This window comes from Neisseria sp. HMSC067G12, from assembly GCF_001812725.1.
Taxonomy (GTDB): domain Bacteria; phylum Pseudomonadota; class Gammaproteobacteria; order Burkholderiales; family Neisseriaceae; genus Neisseria; species Neisseria perflava.
In genome coordinates this window covers 75798-96736 of the sequence record NZ_KV810187.1, presented here as the reverse complement: position 1 = coordinate 96736, position 20939 = coordinate 75798, and the positions used below count along the sequence as shown (strand labels likewise).

Genomic DNA, 20939 nt, shown 5'->3' with positions numbered 1-20939 from the left:
GCCGTCTGAAAATACGGTTTCAGACGGCCTTTTTAAAATAGAAGGAATACAAAATGGCTCAATATATGTGCGGCCCTTGCGGCTGGATTTACGATGAAGATGTCGGCGACCCCGAACATGGCCTGCCGGCAGGTACCAAGTTCGAAGACATTCCCGACGACTGGAAATGCCCTGAGTGCGGCGTAGGCAAAGAAGATTTCTACCTTCTGGACTTCACCATATAAATTACCCGATTATTTAATAAAAAGGCCGTCTGAAATTTCAGACGGCCTTTGTTTTATCGGCGGTATAAAGCAACCATGGTTTCAGCCGCTTTGACGCAGCTTTCCACATCGGCAACCAGAGCGATGCGGACGTAGCCTTCGCCCGGATTGCCTTGTTCGGTATCGCGGGCGAGGAAGCGGCCGGGCAACACTTGGATAGCGGCTTTCTGCCACAGGTTGCGCGTAAATGCCAAGTCGTCGCCATCGGGAACTTTCAGCCAAATGTAGAACGACGCGTCAGGCAGTTTGACATCGAATGCCTGTTGCAAAATAGGGATGACGCGGTCGAATTTTTCTTGGTAGAGGCGGCGGTTGTCGATGACGTGTTCTTCATCGTTCCAAGCGGCAATGCTGGCGCGTTGGACGGGAATGCTCATCGCGCTGCCGTGGTAGGTGCGGTAGAGCAGGAAGTTTTTGAGCAACTCGGCATCGCCTGCGACAAAGCCGGAACGCAAACCGGGGACGTTGGAGCGTTTGGACAGGCTGGTGAACATAATAATGTTGCGTGTACCGCGTCCTAATTGCGCCGCAGCCTGCAGGCCGCCGATCGGTTTGTTGTCGTCAAAATAGATTTCGGAATAGCATTCGTCAGAGGCGATAACGAAGCCGTATTTGTCTTGCAAATCAAAAACTTCTTTCCAATCTTCTAATTGCAGGACGCTGCCGCTCGGGTTGTTTGGCGAGCAGACAATCAGGACTTTGGTGCGCTGCCATACGTCTTCAGGCAGGCTGCTCCAATCGGGGTTGAAGCTGGGCGCAGGACAGTTGGCAAAATGGATTTCGCCGCCGCCCAAAATAGTCGCGCCTTCGTAAATTTGATAGAAAGGATTGGGGCTGATAACGACCGGTTTGGGGCCGTCTGAAGCCGGATTTAAAACGGTTTGGATAAAAGAGAACAAAGCTTCCCGGCTGCCCAATACGGGCAGGATTTCATTGTCGGGATTGAGGCTCAAACCATCATAACGGCGGGCCACCCATTCGGCGCAGGCTTGGCGCAGTTCAGGCAGGCCAGCGGTCAGCGGATATTTTTCCAGTTCGTGCAGGGAGGTGGTCAGCGCGTCGGTGATGACTTTGGGCGTCGGGTGTTTCGGCTCGCCGATTTGCAGATGAATGGGCGTCACACCTTCGGGTGCATCAATGCCTTGCATGGCTTCACGCAGGCGGGCGAAAGGATAGGGTTTGAGGTGGTTCAATAATGGGTTCATGATGTTTCTGCCGATAAATTAAGGCAACAATCTTAGCATTTTTTAGATAGATTGGGACAAAAAGGCCGTCTGAAAACAGGGTTTAAATGTTTTCAGACGGCCTTTTGAATGCAGTCAAAACGGTCCCGTCATCACCAACTATTACAGCAACGTCTGCTACGGCCAGCACAGCGACCGCACCTTTTTCACCAATTCGGAAGACATCATCATCGATTATCACTGGGCGCTCAGCAATTCATGGCGTGTGAATTGTAATAATTATGTTTTGGGACGCTCGCCCCGATAAGGCCGTCTGAAAGCGCGAGCTTTAACGAAGTTGGAACACAAAAGCAGCCTGCACTTGGGCTTTCCCAAATGTGCAGGCTGCTTTTCACGCTTTTAGGCTGCTTATCCCTGCCCGCCCATCTTCTCACGATACCACGCCAGCTTCCGCTCCAAAAACGCCCAATGAGCGTCCAATTCCTGCCGTTTGCGTTTCAAAGCCGCCTGATGTTCCTGCAAAATCCGGTAACGTTCGGGGACGGTTTCATCGCCCAAATGCCGCAGCCGCGCGTATTCCTTGATTTGCGCCAGCGGCACGCCCATGTCTTTCAGCCGAAGGATGAAACCCACCCATTCCAAATCGCGCGCACCGTATTCGCGGTAGCCGTTGGCGTTTCGTTCGGGGCGCAGCAGCCCTTCCTGCTCGTAGTAGCGCAGCGTGGCGGCGGACAAACCCGTTTGCGCGGCAAATTCCTTGGTCTGCATCAAATCTCCTTGCTATAAAGTGCGCTTGATAGTTTAACCTGTCCGTGCAATTTTGCAAATTTGAGTATGGAGACGAAAAATGTTGAATCATCAGGATTTAATGGCACGCGGCTTAGCGAAGCTGAACGAAATCGACGGCGAGCAGGGCGACAAGGTGAGGCAGGCGTTGGCGGATATTTCGCCCGATTTGGGCAAATACATCATTGGTTTCGCGTTTGGCGAGATTTACCAGCGCCCGCAGCTTGATGTGCGGCAGCGCGAGCTGGTAACGCTGGCGGCTCTGGCGGCGCAGGGCGGCTGTGAAAACCAGTTGCGCGTGCATATCCACGCTTCGCTGAACGTGGGGCTGACGCGCGATGAAATTGTGGAGGCGTTTATCCAATGTATCCCGTATTTGGGTTTTCCGAAGGTGCTGAATGCGGTGTTTGTAGCGAAGGAGGTGTTTGCGGCGGCGGAGTGATGCAGGCTGCCTGAAACCTAAAAAGGCTACCTGAAAGCGCAGCTTCAACGAAGTTAAAACGGAGTTCCTGAGAAACGAAAAGCAGCCTGCACATCCACAAAACAAATTGATGCGTTTATTTGGCAGGGACGACGGGCAGGGAACCGTTCAAAAGATAATGAATGGTTTCTTGAACCGTACGGATGGCGTTGCCAAACGGCAATGGGTCTTTGCCGCGGAAAAACAGGCCTTTATCGACCTCGCCGCGGAATGCGGCGGAAAGTTGGATGTCGATACAGAATTGACCGGCTTTGGCCAAACCGTCGCGCAAGCCGCAGCTGGTCAGGCAGTTCAGGCCTTGGGTGCAACGGCGCGGATCGTTTTTGGCGTTGGCTTGCAATTTGGCCTCGCGTTTGATGTAGTTGTCGAGGAATTTGGTGCGCACGCCGCGTGCAGGCAAACCGGCAACAGACATGAATTCAACCACTTTTTCGGTTTCCGCACCGGCCAGCGTTTTCTTGAAGTTGATGTGGGCATCGCCTTCTTCGGTCACGGCAAACGCGGTACCGATTTGAACGGCGGACGCGCCCCAGTTTTTCAAGGCTGTTTTGACTTTTTCAAAGTTTGCCATGCCGCCGGCGAGTACCAACGGGATTTTTTCGCTTTCCAAGCCCAAGTTTTTGAATACTTCAAACGTTTCTTCAATAACGCGTTTGAACTCGAATTTGGCATCGTTCACGCCGTCAACGGTTGCCGCACCCAAGTGGCCGGCTGCGTGGGCTGGGTGTTCGATAACGATGGCATCGGGCAAGATGCCTTTTTTCATCCAACGTTTCAAAACGATGTTGATACCGCGTGATTCGGACAAAATAGGGAAAAGGGCGACATCTTTGTGATAGCCCTCGGCCATTTCCGGCAAGTCCAAAGGTAAACCTGCGCCCATTACAATCGCGTCTGCACCGGATTCGCAGGCCTGACGGACGTAGGCGGCATGGTCTTTGACGGCTTTCATGACGTTGACGGCGATCATGCCTTTGCCTTCTGAATCGGCTTTGGCTTTTTTGATTTCACGGTCAAGCGCGATGCAGTTGAGGCGGGTGTATTTTTCTTCGCTGGAATCGATTTTTGATTCAGCCAGCAAATCTTCGTGCAAGTGGCGCAAATCGACGCTGGCGATGGTACCTACGCCGTTTTCGCGCGCAACCGCGCTAGAGAGTTTTGATGCGGAAACGCCTACACCCATACCGCCTTGTACGACGGGGATCAGTGATTTGCCACGGATAATCAATGGGTCAAAGTTGTTTTGCATGGATGCTCCTTCATAGATTCTGGATAGTGCCGTCTGAAATCCTATGAAATGGATTGGATAACGGGCTGATGTGTATATAAATAAGTGTGTTTTTCGCCGCCGTTTTTCAGACGGCATGAGGCGTGTTTTTAAAATTTTAGGAATTATACTCTAAGTTAGTGTAAAAATTAGAGTATTAATACAGTTTTTTTAAAGAAAAAATTGAAAAGTCTTGTTAATAAAGGAATAAATTTTATGATGGGTTGGATTGAGGAGGCGAAATTGCAAACAAAATCTACAAAGAAAAAGGCCGTCTGAAATTTCAGACGGCCTTAAGTATGGGAATCGGACAGATGTCGGATTACATTTGTTTTTTAGCGGCATCAATGGCGCGTTGGTCAGGGTTGATCAAGATTTCAACGCGGCGGTTTTGTGCGCGGCCTTCAACAGTAGCGTTGGAGGCGATTGGTTGACGGGAGCCGTAACCGAAAGTGCTCAAACGGGTGCTGCTTACGCCACGGGATTGCAGGAAAGTGGCAACAGATTCGGCGCGGTTGCGAGACAATGGCTCGTTGATGGCGTCGTTACCGGTGTTGTCGGTGTGGCCGTTGATGGTCAAAGTGGTGTCAGGATATTGAACCAAAGTTTGCGCAGCGGCAGATAGGGCGCTTTGAGCATGGCCGCTCAGGGCGGCGCTGCCGGTAGCGAAGGTTACGTTTTCAGGCATAACCAGTTTGATTTGGTTGCCTTGACGTTCAACTTCGATGTTGGTGTTGGCCAGGCTTTGACGCAGTTTTTTCTCTTGGTAGTCCATGTAACCGCCGATACCCGCACCTACTGCACCGCAAGCCAATGCGGAGTTACGCGCGCCTTTACCGCCGTGGGTCAGTGCACCAACGATGCCGCAAACAGCCGCACCGCCCAAACCGTACATAGCGGTTTTGCTGGCGGATTGTTGGCCGGTAACAGGATCAGTTACACAGCCGGTGAGCGCCAAAGGAATTGCAGTGGCAATAACGGTCAGGGGTTTCAAGAATTTCATGTCGTATCCTCTTTATTAGATGACGGCCCGGGCCGTCTGAAAAAATGAATAAAAACCGCGTGGATCATTACGGATTTATGATACTCAATATCCGAAACGCAAAAGAATGGGTTTAACCCGATATTACGAAAATATTTGCCAGTTAACATAATTCTGAAGCATTTCTGCATTTCTCCGACAGTTTGGCCGTTTTGTCGCGAAATAACAAGCAAAGTTTTTTACAGTTTCTTCCGTTTTTTCTGCTTGCGGCGATACCAGTTGACGAATGCCCATTTCAATCTGACCTTGACATCGTATCCCACTGAACCTGCACCCAGTATGAGCAAAACGGCGGAAACGGGCAGGGCGAAATGATGGCCGACCAGATGATAACCCCATGCGCCAACCACGCCGCCCAGTAAAAACGACAGCATCAATCCGCTTAAAAGCCACATTTTCGGTTTGTTAACTCGGACGTGCGGTAGGCGCGGATGATGCTGTTTGGAGTAATAAAGCGCGCGTGAGATTTCAATGCCCAAGTCGGTCGCCGTGCCGGTCATGTGGGTGGAACGGATGGCGCCGCCGGAAAGAAGCGTGATAACCGTATTGTGCATACCCATAATAAAACATAATAAAAACAATGCTAAAGACGGCATAATAAAATCAGAGCCGCCAAAATCCCACTCCATCGCAGCAATACCGAACCAGCCGAATATCAACAGATAAACTGCTTCCAGCCACATGGAAAACCCAAAGCTGCCACGGAAACGCATCTGCTGCGTCCATAAAATTACCCAACCCGAATGCGCGGCACCGGCAACAAAACACAACACGCTGATGAAAGTCACCGCGGCAGACCACCAGTCTTGGAGATACAGCACATCAGCCAAAAGAGACATGGAGCCGGTTACGTGGGAAATATAGCGCGCAAAAGCAAAAAATCCCCCCGCATTAATCGCACCGGCAAGAAAGGCCATGATATAGCCCAGCCGTCTGAAACGGGCATCGGAAATATTGTGCTCGTGCAGATAAGGGCGGTCCGCCTGCCAAAACGGCGGCGTGTGTTGCCTGTGGTGGCGCAATCGGTAGGAGTGGGGCGGTTTGTCAGCGTTCATCGAGTGGGTTTGGAGTTAAACATTCATACAGGGTGTATTTTATATGCAACTGTCTGCCGATAAGAACAAATAATCTAAAGTGTTCCCAAGTTGCCACACTTGCCCATTACACAATGAGGGCGTACATTAATAGAAAGATATAAACATAAGGAAACATCCGATGAATCCTATCCGTCTGACCTTATTGTTTGGCGCCGTTGCATTGCTGGCCGCCTGCGCCACCACGCCCGAGCAAAAAGCCGCACGCGCCCAAGCGCAGAAACGCTATGAGCAGGATCTTCAAGTCAATCTTGCCGCCCAATGCGATCAGGAAACAGCCGCACTGATCCGCCGCAAATTTGACGAAGAAGGCAAACCCGGTGTGGCAACTGCGGAACAAAAAGCCTTCCGCCTCAAATATATCGACAAAGTTTCCGACCCGATGTTCCAAGCCTGCTACAAAATGGCATGGCAAAACTATATTTCCCAAGAACAGCTGCGCGAAGCCCGCTACTATCGCTATTACGACGATTGGGGTTATCCGTTTGGCCGTTATCCTTGGTGGTGGTAAGGTATTAACAAACCTTAGGGCCGTCAGAAAGCATATATTTATTGGTTTCAGGCGGCCTAAGGTTTATTGAAACGGCAATAACGTTTACAATAGCCGCCTATTCAAACACACTACCAACTACCCATGAACATCTGGCTTGGACAGCGACATCCGCCCCAATTTCCGCAAGGAGCCGCCGTAACCATTGGCAACTTCGACGGCGTACACCTCGGGCACAAACATATCCTGCAAAAACTCAAACGAGAGGCAGACCGGCGCGGTCTGCCTGTTGTCGTTGTTATTTTTGAGCCTCAGCCCAAAGAGTTTTTTGCGCGTAAAGCCGGGAAAAAGCTGCCTTACCGCATCAGTCCGCTGCGTACTAAATTGCGCCTTTTGCGTGAAACCGGCTGTGTGGATGCCATTTGGGTTTTGCGCTTTAACCAAACTTTCTCCGAGATGAGCGCACAAACGTTTATCGACCGGCTTTTGCGAAAAACGCTCAATACGCGTTATCTGCTGATTGGCGATGATTTCCGTTTCGGTGCGGGTCGGGAAGGCTGTTTCGAACTTTTGGCACAACAGCCTGATATGCAAACCGAGTGCACACCGTCCGTTATCGTTGAAGACATCCGCACCAGCAGTACCGCCGTCCGCCAAGCCCTTTCAGACGGCAAGTTGGAATACGCCAAAAAACTGTTGGGGCACGATTACGTGTTAAGCGGCAAGGTCAAGCACGGGCAAAAACTCGGCCGCACCATCAACTCGCCTACCGCCAACGTCCAGCTTCCCCCGTATCATTATGCGCTAAGCGGCGTATTTGTCGTCGAAGCTGACGGCGCATTCGGTACGCGCCGGGGCGTGGCCAGCTTTGGTTTTAACCCCACTGTCAGCAACAACCGTTCGCAAAAGTTGGAAGTCCACCTGTTCGATTTCAACGGCGATTTGTACGGCCAGCGCATCTTCGTCCGCTTCCTGCACAAACTGCGTGACGAGAAAAAATTTGAAAGTATCGAAGCATTGAAAACCCAAATTTTGCAAGATATGGAAGATGCAAAGGTTTGGAAACCATAGAAACGCTTCTATACGCTTATAAAATCAAGACAATTGGGCTACAATAAGTCCTTTGAATTCTTTCAGACGGCCTGTTCTTTTTAAAATGAGCAATCAGGCCGTCTGAAACCGAAATACCGCAACAATAGAGATTAGAAAATGACCGATTACAGTAAAACCGTAAACCTGCTCGAGAGCCCGTTTCCAATGCGCGGCAATCTTGCCAAGCGCGAGCCTGCATGGCTGAAAAGCTGGTACGAGCAAAAACGCTACCAAAAACTGCGTGAAATCGCCAAAGGCCGTCCGAAATTTATTCTGCACGACGGTCCTCCGTATGCCAACGGCGACATCCACATCGGTCATGCCGTCAATAAAATTCTCAAAGACATTATTATCCGCAGCAAAACCCAAGCCGGTTTTGATGCGCCTTATGTGCCGGGCTGGGACTGCCACGGCCTGCCCATCGAAGTGATGGTAGAGAAGCTGCACGGCAAAGACATGCCCAAAGCCCGTTTCCGCGAATTGTGCCGCGAATACGCCGCCGAACAGATTGCCCGTCAGAAAAAAGACTTTATCCGCTTGGGTGTGTTGGGCGATTGGGACAATCCTTACCTGACCATGGATTTCAAAACCGAAGCCGATACCGTGCGTATGCTCGGCGAAATCTACAAATCCGGCTATCTCTACCGCGGCGCGAAACCGGTTCAGTTCTGCTTGGACTGCGGCTCTTCACTGGCGGAAGCAGAAGTGGAATACAAAGACAAAGTATCGCCTGCGATTGACGTTGCCTATCCGTTTAAAGACAATGCCGCGCTTGCCGCCGCATTCGGTTTGTCCGACATCGAAGGCAAAGCGTTTGCCGTTATCTGGACAACCACGCCTTGGACTTTGCCTGCGAGCCAAGCTGTTTCAGCTGGCGCAGACGTGGTGTATCAATTGATTGATACGCCTAAAGGCAAATTGGTGTTGGCCAAAGATTTGGCAGAAGATGCGCTCAAACGCTACGGCTTCGCTTCAGACGACCTGAAAGTATTGGCAGAAACCACCGGCGACAAGCTGGAAAACCTGCACATGAACCATCCGTTCCTCGAACGCGATATCCTCATGCTCAACGGCGAACACGTTACCACCGACGCCGGTACCGGCTTGGTGCACACTGCGCCTGCGCATGGTCTGGAAGACTACGCTGTCTGCAATAAATACGGTATCGAGCTTTACAACCCTGTCAACGCCGAAGGCAAATACATCAGCGAAACACCTCGTGTCGCTGGTATGAGCGTTTGGGAAGCCAATCCCGTCATCCTGCAATGGCTGGGAGAAACCGGCAACCTTTTGGCAAGCAGTAAAATCGAACACAGCTACGCCCACTGCTGGCGCCACAAAACGCCGTTGATTTACCGTGCGACCGGCCAATGGTTTGTCGGTATGGACAAAGCAGGTGCTGACGGTAAAACCCTGCGCGACAAAGCCATCAAAGCCGTTGATGACACTGAATTCTTCCCGTCATGGGGTCGTGCGCGTTTGGAAGCCATGATTGAAGGTCGTCCTGACTGGGTGGTTTCGCGCCAACGCTACTGGGGCACGCCGATGACCTTCTTTGTTCACAAAGAAACCGGTGAGCTGCATCCGAACTCTGCTGAGCTTTTGGAGAAAGTAGCACAACGCATCGAAGAAAAAGGCATCGAAGCATGGTTCTCTCTTGATAAGAGCGAACTCTTGAGCGCGGAAGATTGCGAAAATTACGACAAACTTTCCGATACCATGGACGTATGGTTCGACTCAGGCTCGACCCATTATTCCGTCTTGAAACAGCGCGAAGAATTAGACTGGCCTGCCGACCTCTACCTCGAAGGCAGCGACCAACACCGCGGCTGGTTCCAATCCTCTATGTTGACCGGTTGCGCCTCATCCATGGGTCGTGCACCATACAAACAGCTGCTGACCCATGGTTTCGTGGTTGACCAAAACGGCCGCAAAATGTCGAAATCCATCGGTAACGTTGTTGCACCGCAAGAAGTTTACAACGAATTCGGCGCAGACATCCTGCGCCTGTGGGCGGCATCTACCGATTACAGCGGCGAATTGGCGATTTCCAAAGAAATCCTTAAGCGCGTAACTGAAAGCTATCGTCGTATCCGCAATACCTTGAGCTTCCTGTTTGCCAACCTCAGCGACTTCAATCCTATTGAAGATGCCGTGCAGCAGGCAGACATGGTGGAAATCGACCGCTACGCCGTGGTATTGGCACGTCAGCTGCAAGAGCGTCTGGCAGGAGATTACTATCCGCGTTATGCCTTCCACTTTGCCGTAAAAGACATTGTTTCTTTCTGCTCGGAAGACTTGGGCGCGTTCTACCTCGATATCCTGAAAGATCGCCTCTACACCACCAAAGCAGACAGCCATGCTCGCCGCAGCGCGCAAACTGCCCTGTATCACATCACACGCAGTTTGGTTCTGCTGATTGCTCCGATTTTGTGCTTTACCGGCGAGGAAGCATGGGACATCATCGGTGGCGGCGAAGAAGACAGCGTCCTCTTCCATACATGGCATGAGTTTCCATCTATCAATGAAAAAGCCGAAGCCGAATTGGTGAAAAAATGGACGGCAATTCGCGAAGCACGCGAAGCAGTAACTGCTGCCATCGAGCCTTTGCGTACGGATAAAACCGTCGGTTCTTCATTGCAAGCCGAAACCGAAATTACGGCTCCGGAAGAAATTGCCGATTATCTGAACACTTTGGGCGAAGAATTGCGTTTTGCTTTGCTGGTGTCTAAAGCAGAAGTGAAAGTAGGTGATGAACTTGCTGTGACCGCTAAAGCCAGCGATGGTGAAAAATGCGAACGCTGCTGGCACTATACCCACGATGTGGGCGCAGTTGCAGGCCATGAAACCATCTGTAAACGTTGTGCCGAAAACGTTGACGGTAAAGGCGAAGAAAGACATTACGCTTAATTGTTTGGTCTAAGATAAAGGCCGTCTGAAAACTTTGGAAATAGGTTTTCAGACGGCCTTTGTTTGACAAAAATGGAGATGAAGATGAAACAGAGGATGTTGCTTTTCGCCATAAGCCTATTGTCTGCCTGCAATAATCAGCAACAACAACCGGTTGAACCGTTACAGGAAACAATCCAGGTTCACAATATTTCGATTAATGTGATTACTCCTCAAAATGGCGTACCGATTGATTTTGAAAAAAAAGAATTTCAAGAAGTAAAAAAATTTTTCGACCAGATTCAGCAAGTAGGGAAGGTTGCGAGGGCATATTATATTTATCCCGAACCATCATGCAATACAAGGGGAAGCGGACGCTACTCTACGAAAGTATGTTCCCCGGGCTTGGTTGAAAAAACATGTTTTTTAGTGAGTATGGAACTACTCAATCCTTCTTTAATAAAACTTCCAAACGAACAGCGGTTATCGGGAAGCCTCAAATATATCGAACATCAGAAAAGAGAACTTAAGAAAAATGCCATGCCTATCGTAACATTCGATATTTTGGATGAAGGGGTAAATTATATTGTCTATGCAAAGAAATTTAGAAAATATGCCCATTCCAAACCAGAAGTTACCGCCAACCTAGCTTTAAACGGATTATTGTTTGAAGGCGTATGTATGAACAACTCTCCCACGGCAAAATTTACCTCTTGGGAAAGTACTGCAACAGTCGATTGGGTACGGGAACTGATAAAAATTAACCAACAAGCCCCCAAGCCCGATCAGCCATAAAATTAAAGGCCGTCTGAAAACCTGAAATCCGGGTTTCAAACGGCCTTTAGCTATTCTATTGCTAAGTAGAAATTAGCGGGCAGAGCAAGAAGTTTCTACTTTGTTGCCGTATGGGTCAGTGAAGCCGAAGAATGCTTCGCTGCCTTTTTGATGCCATTCAGCGCCTTTGCCGAACAGGCCTTGGTTGGCAACATAGCGTTCGCCTGAACCTGCAACGGCAGAAGACAGGGTGGCAACTTTGTCGTCAAGGCGTAATTCAACTTGATCGGTGCTCAGGTTGCGGATTTGTACAGACAGGCCGTTTTCGCAGCTGAATGATTGAACACGGGCATCATGATCGTGTGTACGGCCGTGGTCATGATTGTGCTCGTGACGGTGACCATGGTCATGTTGATGGGCTTCGGGTGCGGCACAGGCAGCGAGGCTCATGGCGGCGGCAATTGCAAGCAGGGCTTTTACTTTCATTTTTGACTCCTATGGTCAGTGTTGAAGGAAGAATGTAGCGGCATGTTATAAATATCTTTATGGCTTCACAATAGGGATAACCATTATTTACTTTTTCTTCCTGTTTCCGGGAGTATGGCAGGATTCTTTGTAGTTTTGATATAAATGATTAATGCCGTTTGAAAAAAAGCCGCACTTGCGCTAGAGGTAAACGAAAGTGCGGAAAATTCAGAGAGTTACATTGAAAGAAGGATAGGACAGCTTAACGCTGGCGTGCTTTAAAGCGGGGGTTGCTCTTGCAAATAACGTACACTTTGCCTTTTCGGCGGACAATTTGGCAGTCGCGGTGTCGTTTTTTTGCAGTTTTCAGGGATGAGAGGACTTGCATCATTTATCCTTTCTGAAGGAAGACATCATGGATTGGTAACGTTGGTTGAACTTGCTGGCGCGGCCTTCGATATTGACGTTGCGTTGTTTGCCTGTGTATACGGGGTGGGACGCGGAAGAGGTATCAAGAGAGAAGAGGGGATACTCTACTCCGTCTTTCCAAACCATGGTTTTGCCGTGGGTATTGGCACATGAACGGATGAGCCATCCTTGGTCTGCACCGCTGTCGTAAAACAGGACGGTACGATAGTTGTCTGGGTGGATATCGGGTTTCATTTCTTTCTCCAGTAAGTGTTATGGTATAACATTATACTCTTAGAAAAAGAGCAGGCAAGTGTTTTTTGGTTTTTCTTTATCACGGGGTTGCGGCATTTTGATAAAATATGCGGTTTCAGACGGCCTTTTTTTCATGAGGCCGTCTGAATATTTTATTTTCTGATGATAGGGATATGATGTATTTGTATAAGGGTTTCAGATTGGGCGGTGCGGTAAGCAAGGTGATGCCGATTGTCCATGTATTGTCCAAGCTGGGGCTGTTGTTTTCATTACTGTTGGCCGTGCCGACACTGATGTCGTATTTTTATCACGACAGCGCGTTTATCGTGTTTGCCTATACGGCTTTGACGGTATTGTTGGTGTCGTGCGTTACTTGGGTGCTGACTTTGCGTTTCAACCGTGAATTGCGGCCGCGTGACGGATTTACCCTGGTATTGATGCTGTGGCTGGCCTTTGCCGTCGTGGCGGCGATGCCGATTTATTTCTATATGCCGTCCATGAGTTTCACCGATGCGTTTTTTGAAGCGATGTCGGGGCTGACGACAACGGGGGCAACAGTGATTTCCGGCTTGGATACGCTGGATCCGTCGGTAAATTTTTGGCGGCACATGCTCAACTGGCTTGGCGGTATGGGTATTATCGTGCTGGCTGTGGCAATTTTGCCAATGTTGGGCGTGGGGGGGACGCAGCTCTTCAAAGCGGAAATTCCGGGTATGGATAAAGAAAGTAAGATGGCGCCCCGCATTTCGCAAGTGGCCAAACGGCTGTGGTTTGCTTATGCGCTGACAACTGCTGCCGCCTTTGTATCCTTGCATATTGCCGGTATGGGTTGGTTTGATGCCTTGTGCCATGCGATGTCGGCAGTGGCCTTGGGCGGTTTTTCGACACATGATGACAGCGTTGCCTATTTTGATTCTGTGGCAGTCGAATGGACGTTGATGTTTTTTACTGTCTGGGGCGGTATCAATTTCGCCAGCCATTTTACTGCGCTGGGCAACCGCTCTTTGCAGGTGTACTGGAAGGATGAAGAATGCCGCACCATGCTGCTGGTTTTGTCGGGCAGTATTTTGATTTCGGCATTGTATCTGTGGCAGCAGGACGTGTACCAAAGCCTTGGCGAAGCTTTGCGTTTTGTCAGCTTCAACTTTGTGTCCATCGGATTGGCCAGCGGTTTCTCCAATGCCGACTTTGCACAATGGCCGCTGATTGTGTCGTTGTGGATGTTTTTCCTGTCGAACGTCTTGGCAAGCTCAGGCTCTATGGGCGGCGGTATTAAAAACGTGCGTGCGTTGGTATTGTTTAAATTCAGCTTGCGCGAAATGTTGATTTTGCTGCATCCGCGTGCGGTTCGTACGGTAAAGGTCAACAATCGCTCCATTCCGGATCGCATGGCGTTGACCGTCATGTCGTTCATCTTTATTTACTTTATGACGGTCATCGTATTCAGCTTTTTACTGATGGCGGCAGGCTTGGACTTTTTATCCGCCTTTACGGCAGTCATTGCTTGTATTACCAATGCAGGGCCGGGCTTGGGTGCTGTCGGTCCGTCGCATAATTATGCCGCGCTGAGCGATGTGCAGAAGTGGCTGTGTACGGCTGTGATGTTGTTGGGACGTTTGGAGATTTTTACCGTTTTAATTTTGTTTACTCCGGCGTATTGGAAGAAATAAGTGTGAGAAAAAGGCCGTCTGAAATTTCAGACGGCCTTTTTATAATGGCTGGGCTTAAGCGTATTGCTTGAGTAATTCTTTGAATTGTTCGCCGGTTTCATGGTGTTTCAAACCGTAAGCCACGGTTGCTTCAAGGTAACCCAATTTACTGCCGCAGTCGTAGCGTTTGCCATCAAATGCATGAGCCAACACAAACTCATGGTCGAGCAGGCGCGCAATACCGTCTGTCAGTTGGATTTCGTTACCGGCGCCGCGAGGCAGGTTGGTTAATAAGTCAAAAATACGCGGAGTCAGGATGTAGCGGCCGACAACAGCAAGATTGGAAGGCGCTTCTTCCGGTTTTGGTTTTTCAACAATATTGACTACACGTTGATAGCTTTTCAGGTTTTCAACTTCAACGATACCGTAAGAGCCTGTTTGGGAAGGGTCAACGGTTTCAACGCCTAAAACGCTGTTACCGCTTTGATTGTACACATCAACCATCTGTTTCAATGCACCTTTAGGCGCATCAATCAAATCGTCTGCCAAAATAACGGCGAAAGGCTCGTTACCAACGGCAGCCTGTGCGCACAATACGGCATGACCCAAACCCAATGCTTCAGTTTGACGGATGTACATGCAGGTAATGTTGGAAGGCAGGATGTCGCGAACGTGCGCCAACAGTTTGTCTTTTTGACGCAATTCCAATTCGGTTTCCAACTCGTATGCTTTGTCGAAGTGATCTTCGATACTGCGTTTGTTACGGCCGGTGATAAACACCATTTCAGTACAGCCGGCTTCAACCGCTTCTTCAACTGCATATTGAATCAGAGGTTTGTCCACGATAGGCAGCATTTCTTTGGGGCTGGCTTTGGTCGCAGGCAAGAAACGGGTGCCCATACCGGCAACGGGAAAGACGCATTTTTTAATGGGTTTCATATTATTATCCTATTTTAACTATGGGTTTATACCCGAAAAGTGTAAAGATGTAGTCGTATGTAACAATAATACCACATGATAAAGTATCAGGCGGTTTGAAAAGGAGGATTGGTCATAGATACTGTCTTATCCCAGCAATGTCAGCAATTCTTCTTCGGTTAATATGGCCACGCCCAAAGTTTGGGCTTTTTCCAATTTACTGCCTGCAGCTTCCCCGGCGACAACGTAGTCGGTTTTTTTGGATACGCTGCCGGAAACTTTACCGCCAGCAGCCTCAATCATGGCTTGGGCTTGGTCGCGTTTGAGTGTGGGTAAAGTCCCTGTTAATACAAAGGTTTTACCTGCCACGGTTTCATTAATGCCGTCTGAAATCGTTTCATCTTGAAGCTTAGACAGCGTTTGAGCAAAGAAAGTTTTCATATTTTCAAGCAGGGCTGCATTTTGCGGTTTACTGCGCCATGTCTGCCAATCGGCAGGCAACGCTTTGTCGGTTTGCAAACCTTCTATGCTTTGTCCGGCAAGCTCCCACAATGCCAGTGCTTTGGTTTCGCTGATTTTAAAATCGGGCAGGCGGGCAATCCAGCGTTGCGGCTCGGCATGGCGCAGAGGAGGGATAGTGACAGCCTGGCTTTGCGGGGTAACACCTACAGCCAGCAGCTCGTCTATCATCGCCTGTTGTGCTTCTTGGGCAAAAAAGTGAGCGATGGAGCGAGCAACCACCGTGCCGATATCGGGCAGGCAGGCGAGGATGGGTTCGGGTGCATGGCGGACGTGTTTCAGTGTGCCGAATGCCTGTGCCAACGTTTTGGCGGTGCGTTCGCCGACGTGACGGATGCCGAGGGCAAAAAGGAAGCGGGCAAGTTCGGGCGTTTTGCTGGCTTCTATGCCTGCAAGGATGTTTTCCGCCCATTTGGTCGGCTGTTTTTTATTGTTTTTGGCAAGCAGAGTATTGCCGGTCTCGCCTTCCAAGTTTTCAATTTCACCATTTGATGGTTCTTTCTCATTAGCCGATGCTTTATCCGCTGTTTCCTTCATTTTTTGCAGGGTTGGAATATCGAGGCGGTAGAGGTCGGCGAAATGACGAACCAAATCTTGGGCAACCAGCTGCTCGATTTGTTTTTGTCCAAGTCCGTCAATGTCCATGGCTTTGCGTGAGGCAAAGTGAATTAAACCTTGCGCGCGTTGTGCTTGGCAAAGCATACCGCCGCTGCATCGGGCAACCGCTTCGCCTTCTTCGCGTTCGATTTCGCTGTGACAGATAGGGCAATGGGTAGGCAGGCGGTAAGGTTTGTGAAGCGGTTCGGCTTGCGCTTTAGAAGGTGTTTCGGCGAACAAATCGTCTTGCAGGCCGTCTGAAACGGAAATGTTGGTTTCCTGCATTGGGCGGCGTTCAAAAATGACGCGCACCACCTCGGGAATCACGTCTCCGGCACGGCGCACAACGACGGTATCGCCAACGCGTACGTCTTTACGCGATACTTCGTCCTGATTGTGCAGGGTAGCGTTGGTAACGGTAACGCCGCCGACAAATACAGGCTGCAGGCGGGCGACGGGGGTTACTGCGCCGGTGCGCCCGATTTGTACATCAATGGCTTCGACAATGGTCAATGCTTCTTCGGCAGGGAATTTGTGGGCAATGGCCCAGCGCGGTGCGCGTGAGATAAACCCCAGTTTTTCTTGTTGCGCCAAGCTATTGACTTTGACCACCATACCGTCGATTTCGTACGGCAGAGTAGGGCGTTTTTGCTGCATTTGCTCGTAAAACGCCAATACTTCGTCAATATTTTTGAAACAGCCGAAATTACCGTCAGGCAGGCTGAAGCCAAGCTCTTTACAGTAGCTCAACTCTTGCAGGTGTTCTTCCGCGACAAAACCGCCTTGTTGTCGGGCGATGGAATAGGGGAAGAAATGCAGTTTGCGCTGTGCCGTAATGCGTGAATCGAGTTGACGCAGACTGCCGGCGGCGGCATTGCGCGGATTGGCGAAAGGTTTTTGTCCGTTTTCAGCCTGTCGTGCGTTTAAGGCGGCAAAATCGGCTTTAAGCATCAGTACTTCGCCACGTATCTCGATAAGCTCGGGAATGTTTTCTCCATGCAGGCGCAGGGGGATGTTGGATACGGTTTTGACGTTTTGGGTAACGTCTTCGCCTGTGGTGCCGTCGCCACGGGTTGCTGCTTGAGTCAATACGCCGTCGCGGTACAGCAGGCTGATGGCCAGACCGTCAAATTTAGGTTCGATAACGTATTCTGGTTTTTCTCCGTTTAATCCGCCACGAACGCGTTCATCAAAAGCGTACATTTCGGCATGGTCAAACACGCCGTTTTCGTCTTGTGGCGAAAAGGCGTTGGTCAGTGACAGCATCGGTATTTCGTGGCGTACTTCGGCAAAGCCTGCTAAAGGCTCGCCACCGACACGTTGGGTCGGGCTGTCGGGCAGTTTGAACTCGGGGTAGTTTCGCTCCAATGCCTCGAGCTCGCGGAACAATTTGTCGTATTCGGCGTCGGGTACGCTGGGCGCATCTAGGGTGTAGTATTCGTAGGCGTAGCGGTTGAGGAGGTCGGTCAGGTATTTGATACGTTGTGCGGTCGGATTCATGAGCAATCGAAATAGAGTTTTCAGACGGCCTGATGATAGAGAGGCCGTCTGAAAATCGATGAATATTGAAGATGAAGGGATTTTACCTGAAAAAAGCGGATATGCCGTCATTGCATATCCGCTTTTTGATTGGGGAAGTTTAAGAGAACAGGCGCAGGGCTTGTTTGCTGCCGGGTTTGATACCGACTTTAAGCATTTCTTCCTGACGGGCCAAAACGTAGTTGCGTACGTCTTTGAGCCATTGGGTGGAAACTTCTTCCATTTGGTCGTTAACCAAATCTAAGCTGAGTTGGCCGGAAAGTTTGACAGCCAAGTCCATAAATTTGTCGAAAGTTTTTTCGCCGGCAGGAACATGCGGAATATCCAACAGCATGCTGAAGCCGCGGTAGGCTTGGTTGTCCAACAGAGGATTGGTAAACGGTTTGTTGTCCAAAGTATGGATGGAGAACAATTGAGGGTTGTTGTTGTCGCCGAAGTGGAACGCGCCGTCTTCACCCAGTTTGAAACCGGTTTCTTCCACGGCGGCACGCAATTCTACGCCGCTGATGTTGGAATGGGAAACCAAGTGAATGGCGATGGTTTGGTCAACACGCGCACAGAATTGGTCGAGAGCTTGTGCGACTTCGGTGAACGCATCCAAGTCGGTATGCAAAACTTTGCCGTCCATCAGTTGGGCAAAAGCATCAACCTGTTGGTCGAAGTGTTGCAGCTCTTCACGCGCTGCCAAACCGTTGCGGCTGACAGCTTGCAAGCCTATGACGAAGCCTTGGTAGTAAACGCCCGGAATCGGCTCGGCAACGCGGAAATGGTCGTCCATAGTGCAACCGATGATTTGGAAGCGGTGTGTGCCGGAAAGGCGCGGCAGGGCGTGCAATTCTTGGGCTTGTTTCAGGGAGATGTAGGCCATGTAGTCGAAGCGCGGGTCAAACCAAGGCAACTCGACTTGCGACAATTCGTCCAAGCTGATCAATGGTACTTGTACCACAGGTTCGGAAGCGGTTTCAACCGGAGCAGAAGCGGCTTCGGCAGGGCTAATGGTAATTTCGTTGTTTAAGCCGATAACAGTGTGTTGGATTTTTTCTTCTGCGGAAAAGTCGTCTTCCACAGTCAATTCGACATCGGTTTTAAGTTGGGCAGGATGAGCCAGTTTGGCTTTTGCCGCGTAGATTTCATCTTGCTCTTGCAGGTTGCGTAATGCCTCTTCGGTTTTTTTGTTTTTCTTGATAAACAAACCTTGGCCGCCAGTTTCTTTGCTGTCGCGGACGTGCTTGGTTTTGCTGGTCAAAAGCGCATCCTTATCGGAATGGCCGAATTGTTCGCGCACTTGTTTGCGGTATTGGTTTTCCTGGTACATGTTGTAACCGATGACCGCCAAAAGAGCGGCGAGGGCTAAGACGATGAAAATCATGGAGTAATCACTTTTTAAAAAGGCAGCATTCCGTCTTTTTCAGGGTGCGGAATCTTGCTGCATGGGAAGTTCGTTGGAGCCGGACTTTATGCGTCCGAATGAATAGCTGAATTATAACGAAAATAAACGGTTGTGACAGCATTATGTCTGCCAATCATTTCAGGCCGTCTGAAAGTTATCCGCGCCGGATGGGGAAACCTGCTTTTTGAAGGCGTGGCCAATCGAAGAAATGCCCAGGATCGGTTTTCCTGTCCGGCGCGATGTCTTGATGGCCGGTAACGGCCTGAATCGGGTAATGCTCGGAAATGGCGGTCAGCAAGGCTTGTAGGCTGGTGTATTGTGCTTCGGTAAAAGGCTCGAAATCGCAGCCTTCCAATTCGATACCGATGGAAAAGGCATTGCATTTTTCTCTGCCTTGAAACGACGATACGCCGGCATGATAGGCCATGTCGTCGCAGGAAACGAATTGGACGGTTTCGCCCTTACGGCTGATGAAAAAATGGCTGGAGACGCGCAAGGTGTGGATGATGCTGAAAAAAGGATGCTCGTTAGGGTTGATTTGGTTGGTAAACAATTTTTCCACTGCCCCTGTGTTGTACTCAAAAGGAGGGAGGGAAATATTGTGGAGGACAACCAATGAGACGTTTTCATCCGGTTCGCGCGGGCTGAAATTGGGCGAATGAGTTTGGCGTGCATTCAGCCAACGGCCGTTTTGCCAAGTGTTTTTTGAAGGGGAATTCATGGTTTCAGACGGCCTTTCGGGATAGGAAAACATACGTTGGGGAAGGTGGCAGGCTTAATGTGCTTGTTTTCGGTTATACTGTTGCCCGACACGTTCACAAACCAAGAATCCTACCATGTTGAAAAAATTGTTGAAATGGCTGGCCGTATTTTTGACGGCATTTGCCGCCGTGGTTGCCGCATTGTTGTTTGTTCCGAAAGACAACGGCAAACCATACCGTATTACCATTACCAAAAACCAAGGTATCTCTTCCGTCAGCCGCAAACTGGCTCAAGACGGCATTGTTTATAACCGTTATGTGCTGGTAGCTGCCGCATATGTGATGGGCGTGCACAACCAACTCAATGCCGGCTCTTACCGCCTGTCTGCCAAAGTATCGGCTTGGGACATTTTAAAACGCATTAAAAAAGGCCGTCCTGATTCGGTCAGCGTGCAAATTTTGGAAGGCGCGCGTTTTGCCCAAATGCGCCGTATTATCGACAATACTGCCGACATTGCCCACGATACGCGCGGTTGGAGTAATGAAAAACTAATGGCTGAAGTGGCGCCCGATGCCTTGAGCAGCAATCCTGAAGGACAGTTTTTCCCGGATAGTTACGAAATTGATGCTGGTGGCAGCGATCTTCAAATTTACAAAATCGCCTACCGTAAAATGCGGGAAAACCTGCAAGAAGCATGGGACGACCGTCAAAGCGGCCTGCCTTATAAAAATCCGTACGAAATGCTGATTATGGCGAGTCTGATTGAAAAAGAAACCGCACACGAAGACGACCGCGCCCATGTGGCCGCAGTATTCGTCAACCGCCTGAATATCGGCATGCGCCTGCAAACCGACCCGACCGTTATCTATGGCATGGGCGATGCGTATAAAGGCAGAATCCGCAAAGCCGACCTGCAACGCGATACGCCTTACAATACCTATACGCGCAGCGGTTTGACGCCGACGCCGATTGCGCTTCCCGGCAAGGCCGCGCTTGAAGCAGCGGGTCATCCGTCTGATGAAAAATATCTGTATTTCGTCTCAAAAATGGATGGTACGGGCTTGAGCGAGTTCAGCCACAATCTTTCTGAACACAACGCTGCCGTGCGCAAATATATTTTGAAGAAATAAACCGA

20 protein-coding genes are annotated in these 20939 nt (G+C 50.0%); 8 read left to right on the top strand and 12 right to left on the bottom strand.

Annotated elements, in window-relative coordinates; translation table 11 throughout:
• The first annotated feature begins 53 nt into the window (after positions 1-53).
• Positions 54-224, top strand: coding sequence for a rubredoxin (locus HMPREF2871_RS02985; RefSeq protein ID WP_003747315.1), 171 nt, complete (start codon positions 54-56; stop codon positions 222-224).
• Positions 225-277: 53 nt separating this feature from the next.
• Here HMPREF2871_RS02985 and dapC read toward each other — a convergent pair whose 3' ends face one another.
• Positions 278-1468, bottom strand: coding sequence for a succinyldiaminopimelate transaminase (gene dapC, locus HMPREF2871_RS02980; protein ID WP_004520092.1), 1191 nt, complete (start codon positions 1466-1468; stop codon positions 278-280).
• A 387-nt stretch (positions 1469-1855) separates the two neighbouring features.
• A complete protein-coding gene (locus tag HMPREF2871_RS02975; protein ID WP_004520095.1) occupies positions 1856-2215 on the bottom strand; it encodes a MerR family transcriptional regulator in 360 nt (119 codons plus the stop codon).
• A gap of 79 nt (positions 2216-2294) precedes the next feature.
• Between HMPREF2871_RS02975 and HMPREF2871_RS02970 the strand changes: the two genes are divergently transcribed.
• Entirely contained in the window at positions 2295-2675 is a 381-nt protein-coding gene (locus HMPREF2871_RS02970; RefSeq protein ID WP_004520096.1) for a carboxymuconolactone decarboxylase family protein, read from the top strand.
• Positions 2676-2790: 115 nt separating this feature from the next.
• On the opposite strand, the gene HMPREF2871_RS02965 is transcribed toward HMPREF2871_RS02970, so the two are convergent.
• The 3 genes from HMPREF2871_RS02965 to HMPREF2871_RS02955 form a co-directional block, all read right to left on the bottom strand.
• A complete protein-coding gene (locus HMPREF2871_RS02965; protein WP_004520097.1) occupies positions 2791-3963 on the bottom strand; it encodes an NAD(P)H-dependent flavin oxidoreductase in 1173 nt (390 codons plus the stop codon).
• A 340-nt stretch (positions 3964-4303) separates the two neighbouring features.
• Entirely contained in the window at positions 4304-4984 is a 681-nt protein-coding gene (locus HMPREF2871_RS02960) for a YiaD family glycine zipper/OmpA-like lipoprotein (protein WP_004520099.1), read from the bottom strand.
• Between the two features lie 218 nt (positions 4985-5202).
• Positions 5203-6078, bottom strand: a complete 876-nt coding sequence (locus HMPREF2871_RS02955; protein WP_003747306.1) for a YoaK family protein — start codon at positions 6076-6078, stop codon at positions 5203-5205.
• Positions 6079-6238: 160 nt separating this feature from the next.
• On the opposite strand from HMPREF2871_RS02955, the gene HMPREF2871_RS02950 reads away from it, so the two are divergent.
• The 4 genes from HMPREF2871_RS02950 to HMPREF2871_RS02935 all read left to right on the top strand — a co-directional run bounded on the left by HMPREF2871_RS02950 (position 6239) and on the right by HMPREF2871_RS02935 (position 11383).
• On the top strand, positions 6239-6628 hold the full coding sequence (locus HMPREF2871_RS02950) for a hypothetical protein (RefSeq protein ID WP_004520101.1): 390 nt from the start codon (positions 6239-6241) through the stop codon (positions 6626-6628).
• A 123-nt stretch (positions 6629-6751) separates the two neighbouring features.
• Positions 6752-7678, top strand: coding sequence for a bifunctional riboflavin kinase/FAD synthetase (gene ribF, locus HMPREF2871_RS02945; protein WP_004520102.1), 927 nt, complete (start codon positions 6752-6754; stop codon positions 7676-7678).
• Positions 7679-7816: 138 nt separating this feature from the next.
• Complete coding sequence (ileS, locus tag HMPREF2871_RS02940) at positions 7817-10609, top strand: isoleucine--tRNA ligase (protein WP_049336469.1); 2793 nt, start codon at positions 7817-7819, stop codon at positions 10607-10609.
• A gap of 78 nt (positions 10610-10687) precedes the next feature.
• Positions 10688-11383 (top strand): hypothetical protein, encoded by a 696-nt coding sequence (locus HMPREF2871_RS02935; RefSeq protein WP_210397478.1) that lies wholly within the window; start codon positions 10688-10690, stop codon positions 11381-11383.
• Positions 11384-11455: 72 nt separating this feature from the next.
• Here HMPREF2871_RS02935 and HMPREF2871_RS02930 read toward each other — a convergent pair whose 3' ends face one another.
• From HMPREF2871_RS02930 to HMPREF2871_RS02920, 3 genes are all read right to left on the bottom strand, one after another.
• Positions 11456-11848 carry an MliC family protein gene (locus tag HMPREF2871_RS02930; RefSeq protein WP_004520107.1) on the bottom strand — a complete coding sequence of 131 codons (393 nt, stop codon included), beginning with the start codon at positions 11846-11848 and terminating at the stop codon, positions 11456-11458.
• Positions 11849-12089: 241 nt separating this feature from the next.
• Positions 12090-12215, bottom strand: coding sequence for a type B 50S ribosomal protein L36 (gene ykgO / locus HMPREF2871_RS02925; protein WP_003685279.1), 126 nt, complete (start codon positions 12213-12215; stop codon positions 12090-12092).
• Positions 12215-12490: a type B 50S ribosomal protein L31 gene (locus HMPREF2871_RS02920; protein ID WP_049328620.1), complete on the bottom strand. Its 276-nt coding sequence runs from the start codon at positions 12488-12490 to the stop codon at positions 12215-12217. The genes ykgO and HMPREF2871_RS02920 overlap by 1 nt, the downstream gene beginning before the upstream one ends.
• A 173-nt stretch (positions 12491-12663) precedes the next feature.
• Between HMPREF2871_RS02920 and HMPREF2871_RS02915 the strand changes: the two genes are divergently transcribed.
• Positions 12664-14160 carry a TrkH family potassium uptake protein gene (locus tag HMPREF2871_RS02915; RefSeq protein WP_049336472.1) on the top strand — a complete coding sequence of 499 codons (1497 nt, stop codon included), beginning with the start codon at positions 12664-12666 and terminating at the stop codon, positions 14158-14160.
• Positions 14161-14214: 54 nt separating this feature from the next.
• Here HMPREF2871_RS02915 and galU read toward each other — a convergent pair whose 3' ends face one another.
• The 4 genes from galU to ampD form a co-directional block, all read right to left on the bottom strand.
• A complete protein-coding gene (gene galU / locus HMPREF2871_RS02910; protein ID WP_049336474.1) occupies positions 14215-15078 on the bottom strand; it encodes a UTP--glucose-1-phosphate uridylyltransferase GalU in 864 nt (287 codons plus the stop codon).
• A gap of 126 nt (positions 15079-15204) precedes the next feature.
• Positions 15205-17673 carry an NAD-dependent DNA ligase LigA gene (ligA, locus tag HMPREF2871_RS02905; RefSeq protein ID WP_049343992.1) on the bottom strand — a complete coding sequence of 823 codons (2469 nt, stop codon included), beginning with the start codon at positions 17671-17673 and terminating at the stop codon, positions 15205-15207.
• Positions 17674-17812: 139 nt separating this feature from the next.
• Positions 17813-19081 carry a cell division protein ZipA C-terminal FtsZ-binding domain-containing protein gene (locus HMPREF2871_RS02900; RefSeq protein ID WP_004520113.1) on the bottom strand — a complete coding sequence of 423 codons (1269 nt, stop codon included), beginning with the start codon at positions 19079-19081 and terminating at the stop codon, positions 17813-17815.
• 175 nt (positions 19082-19256) lie between these two features.
• Positions 19257-19823: a 1,6-anhydro-N-acetylmuramyl-L-alanine amidase AmpD gene (gene ampD, locus HMPREF2871_RS02895; protein ID WP_039862241.1), complete on the bottom strand. Its 567-nt coding sequence runs from the start codon at positions 19821-19823 to the stop codon at positions 19257-19259.
• A gap of 115 nt (positions 19824-19938) precedes the next feature.
• Between ampD and mltG the strand changes: the two genes are divergently transcribed.
• Positions 19939-20934 (top strand): endolytic transglycosylase MltG, encoded by a 996-nt coding sequence (gene mltG, locus HMPREF2871_RS02890; protein ID WP_004520116.1) that lies wholly within the window; start codon positions 19939-19941, stop codon positions 20932-20934.
• Positions 20935-20939 lie beyond the last annotated feature (5 nt).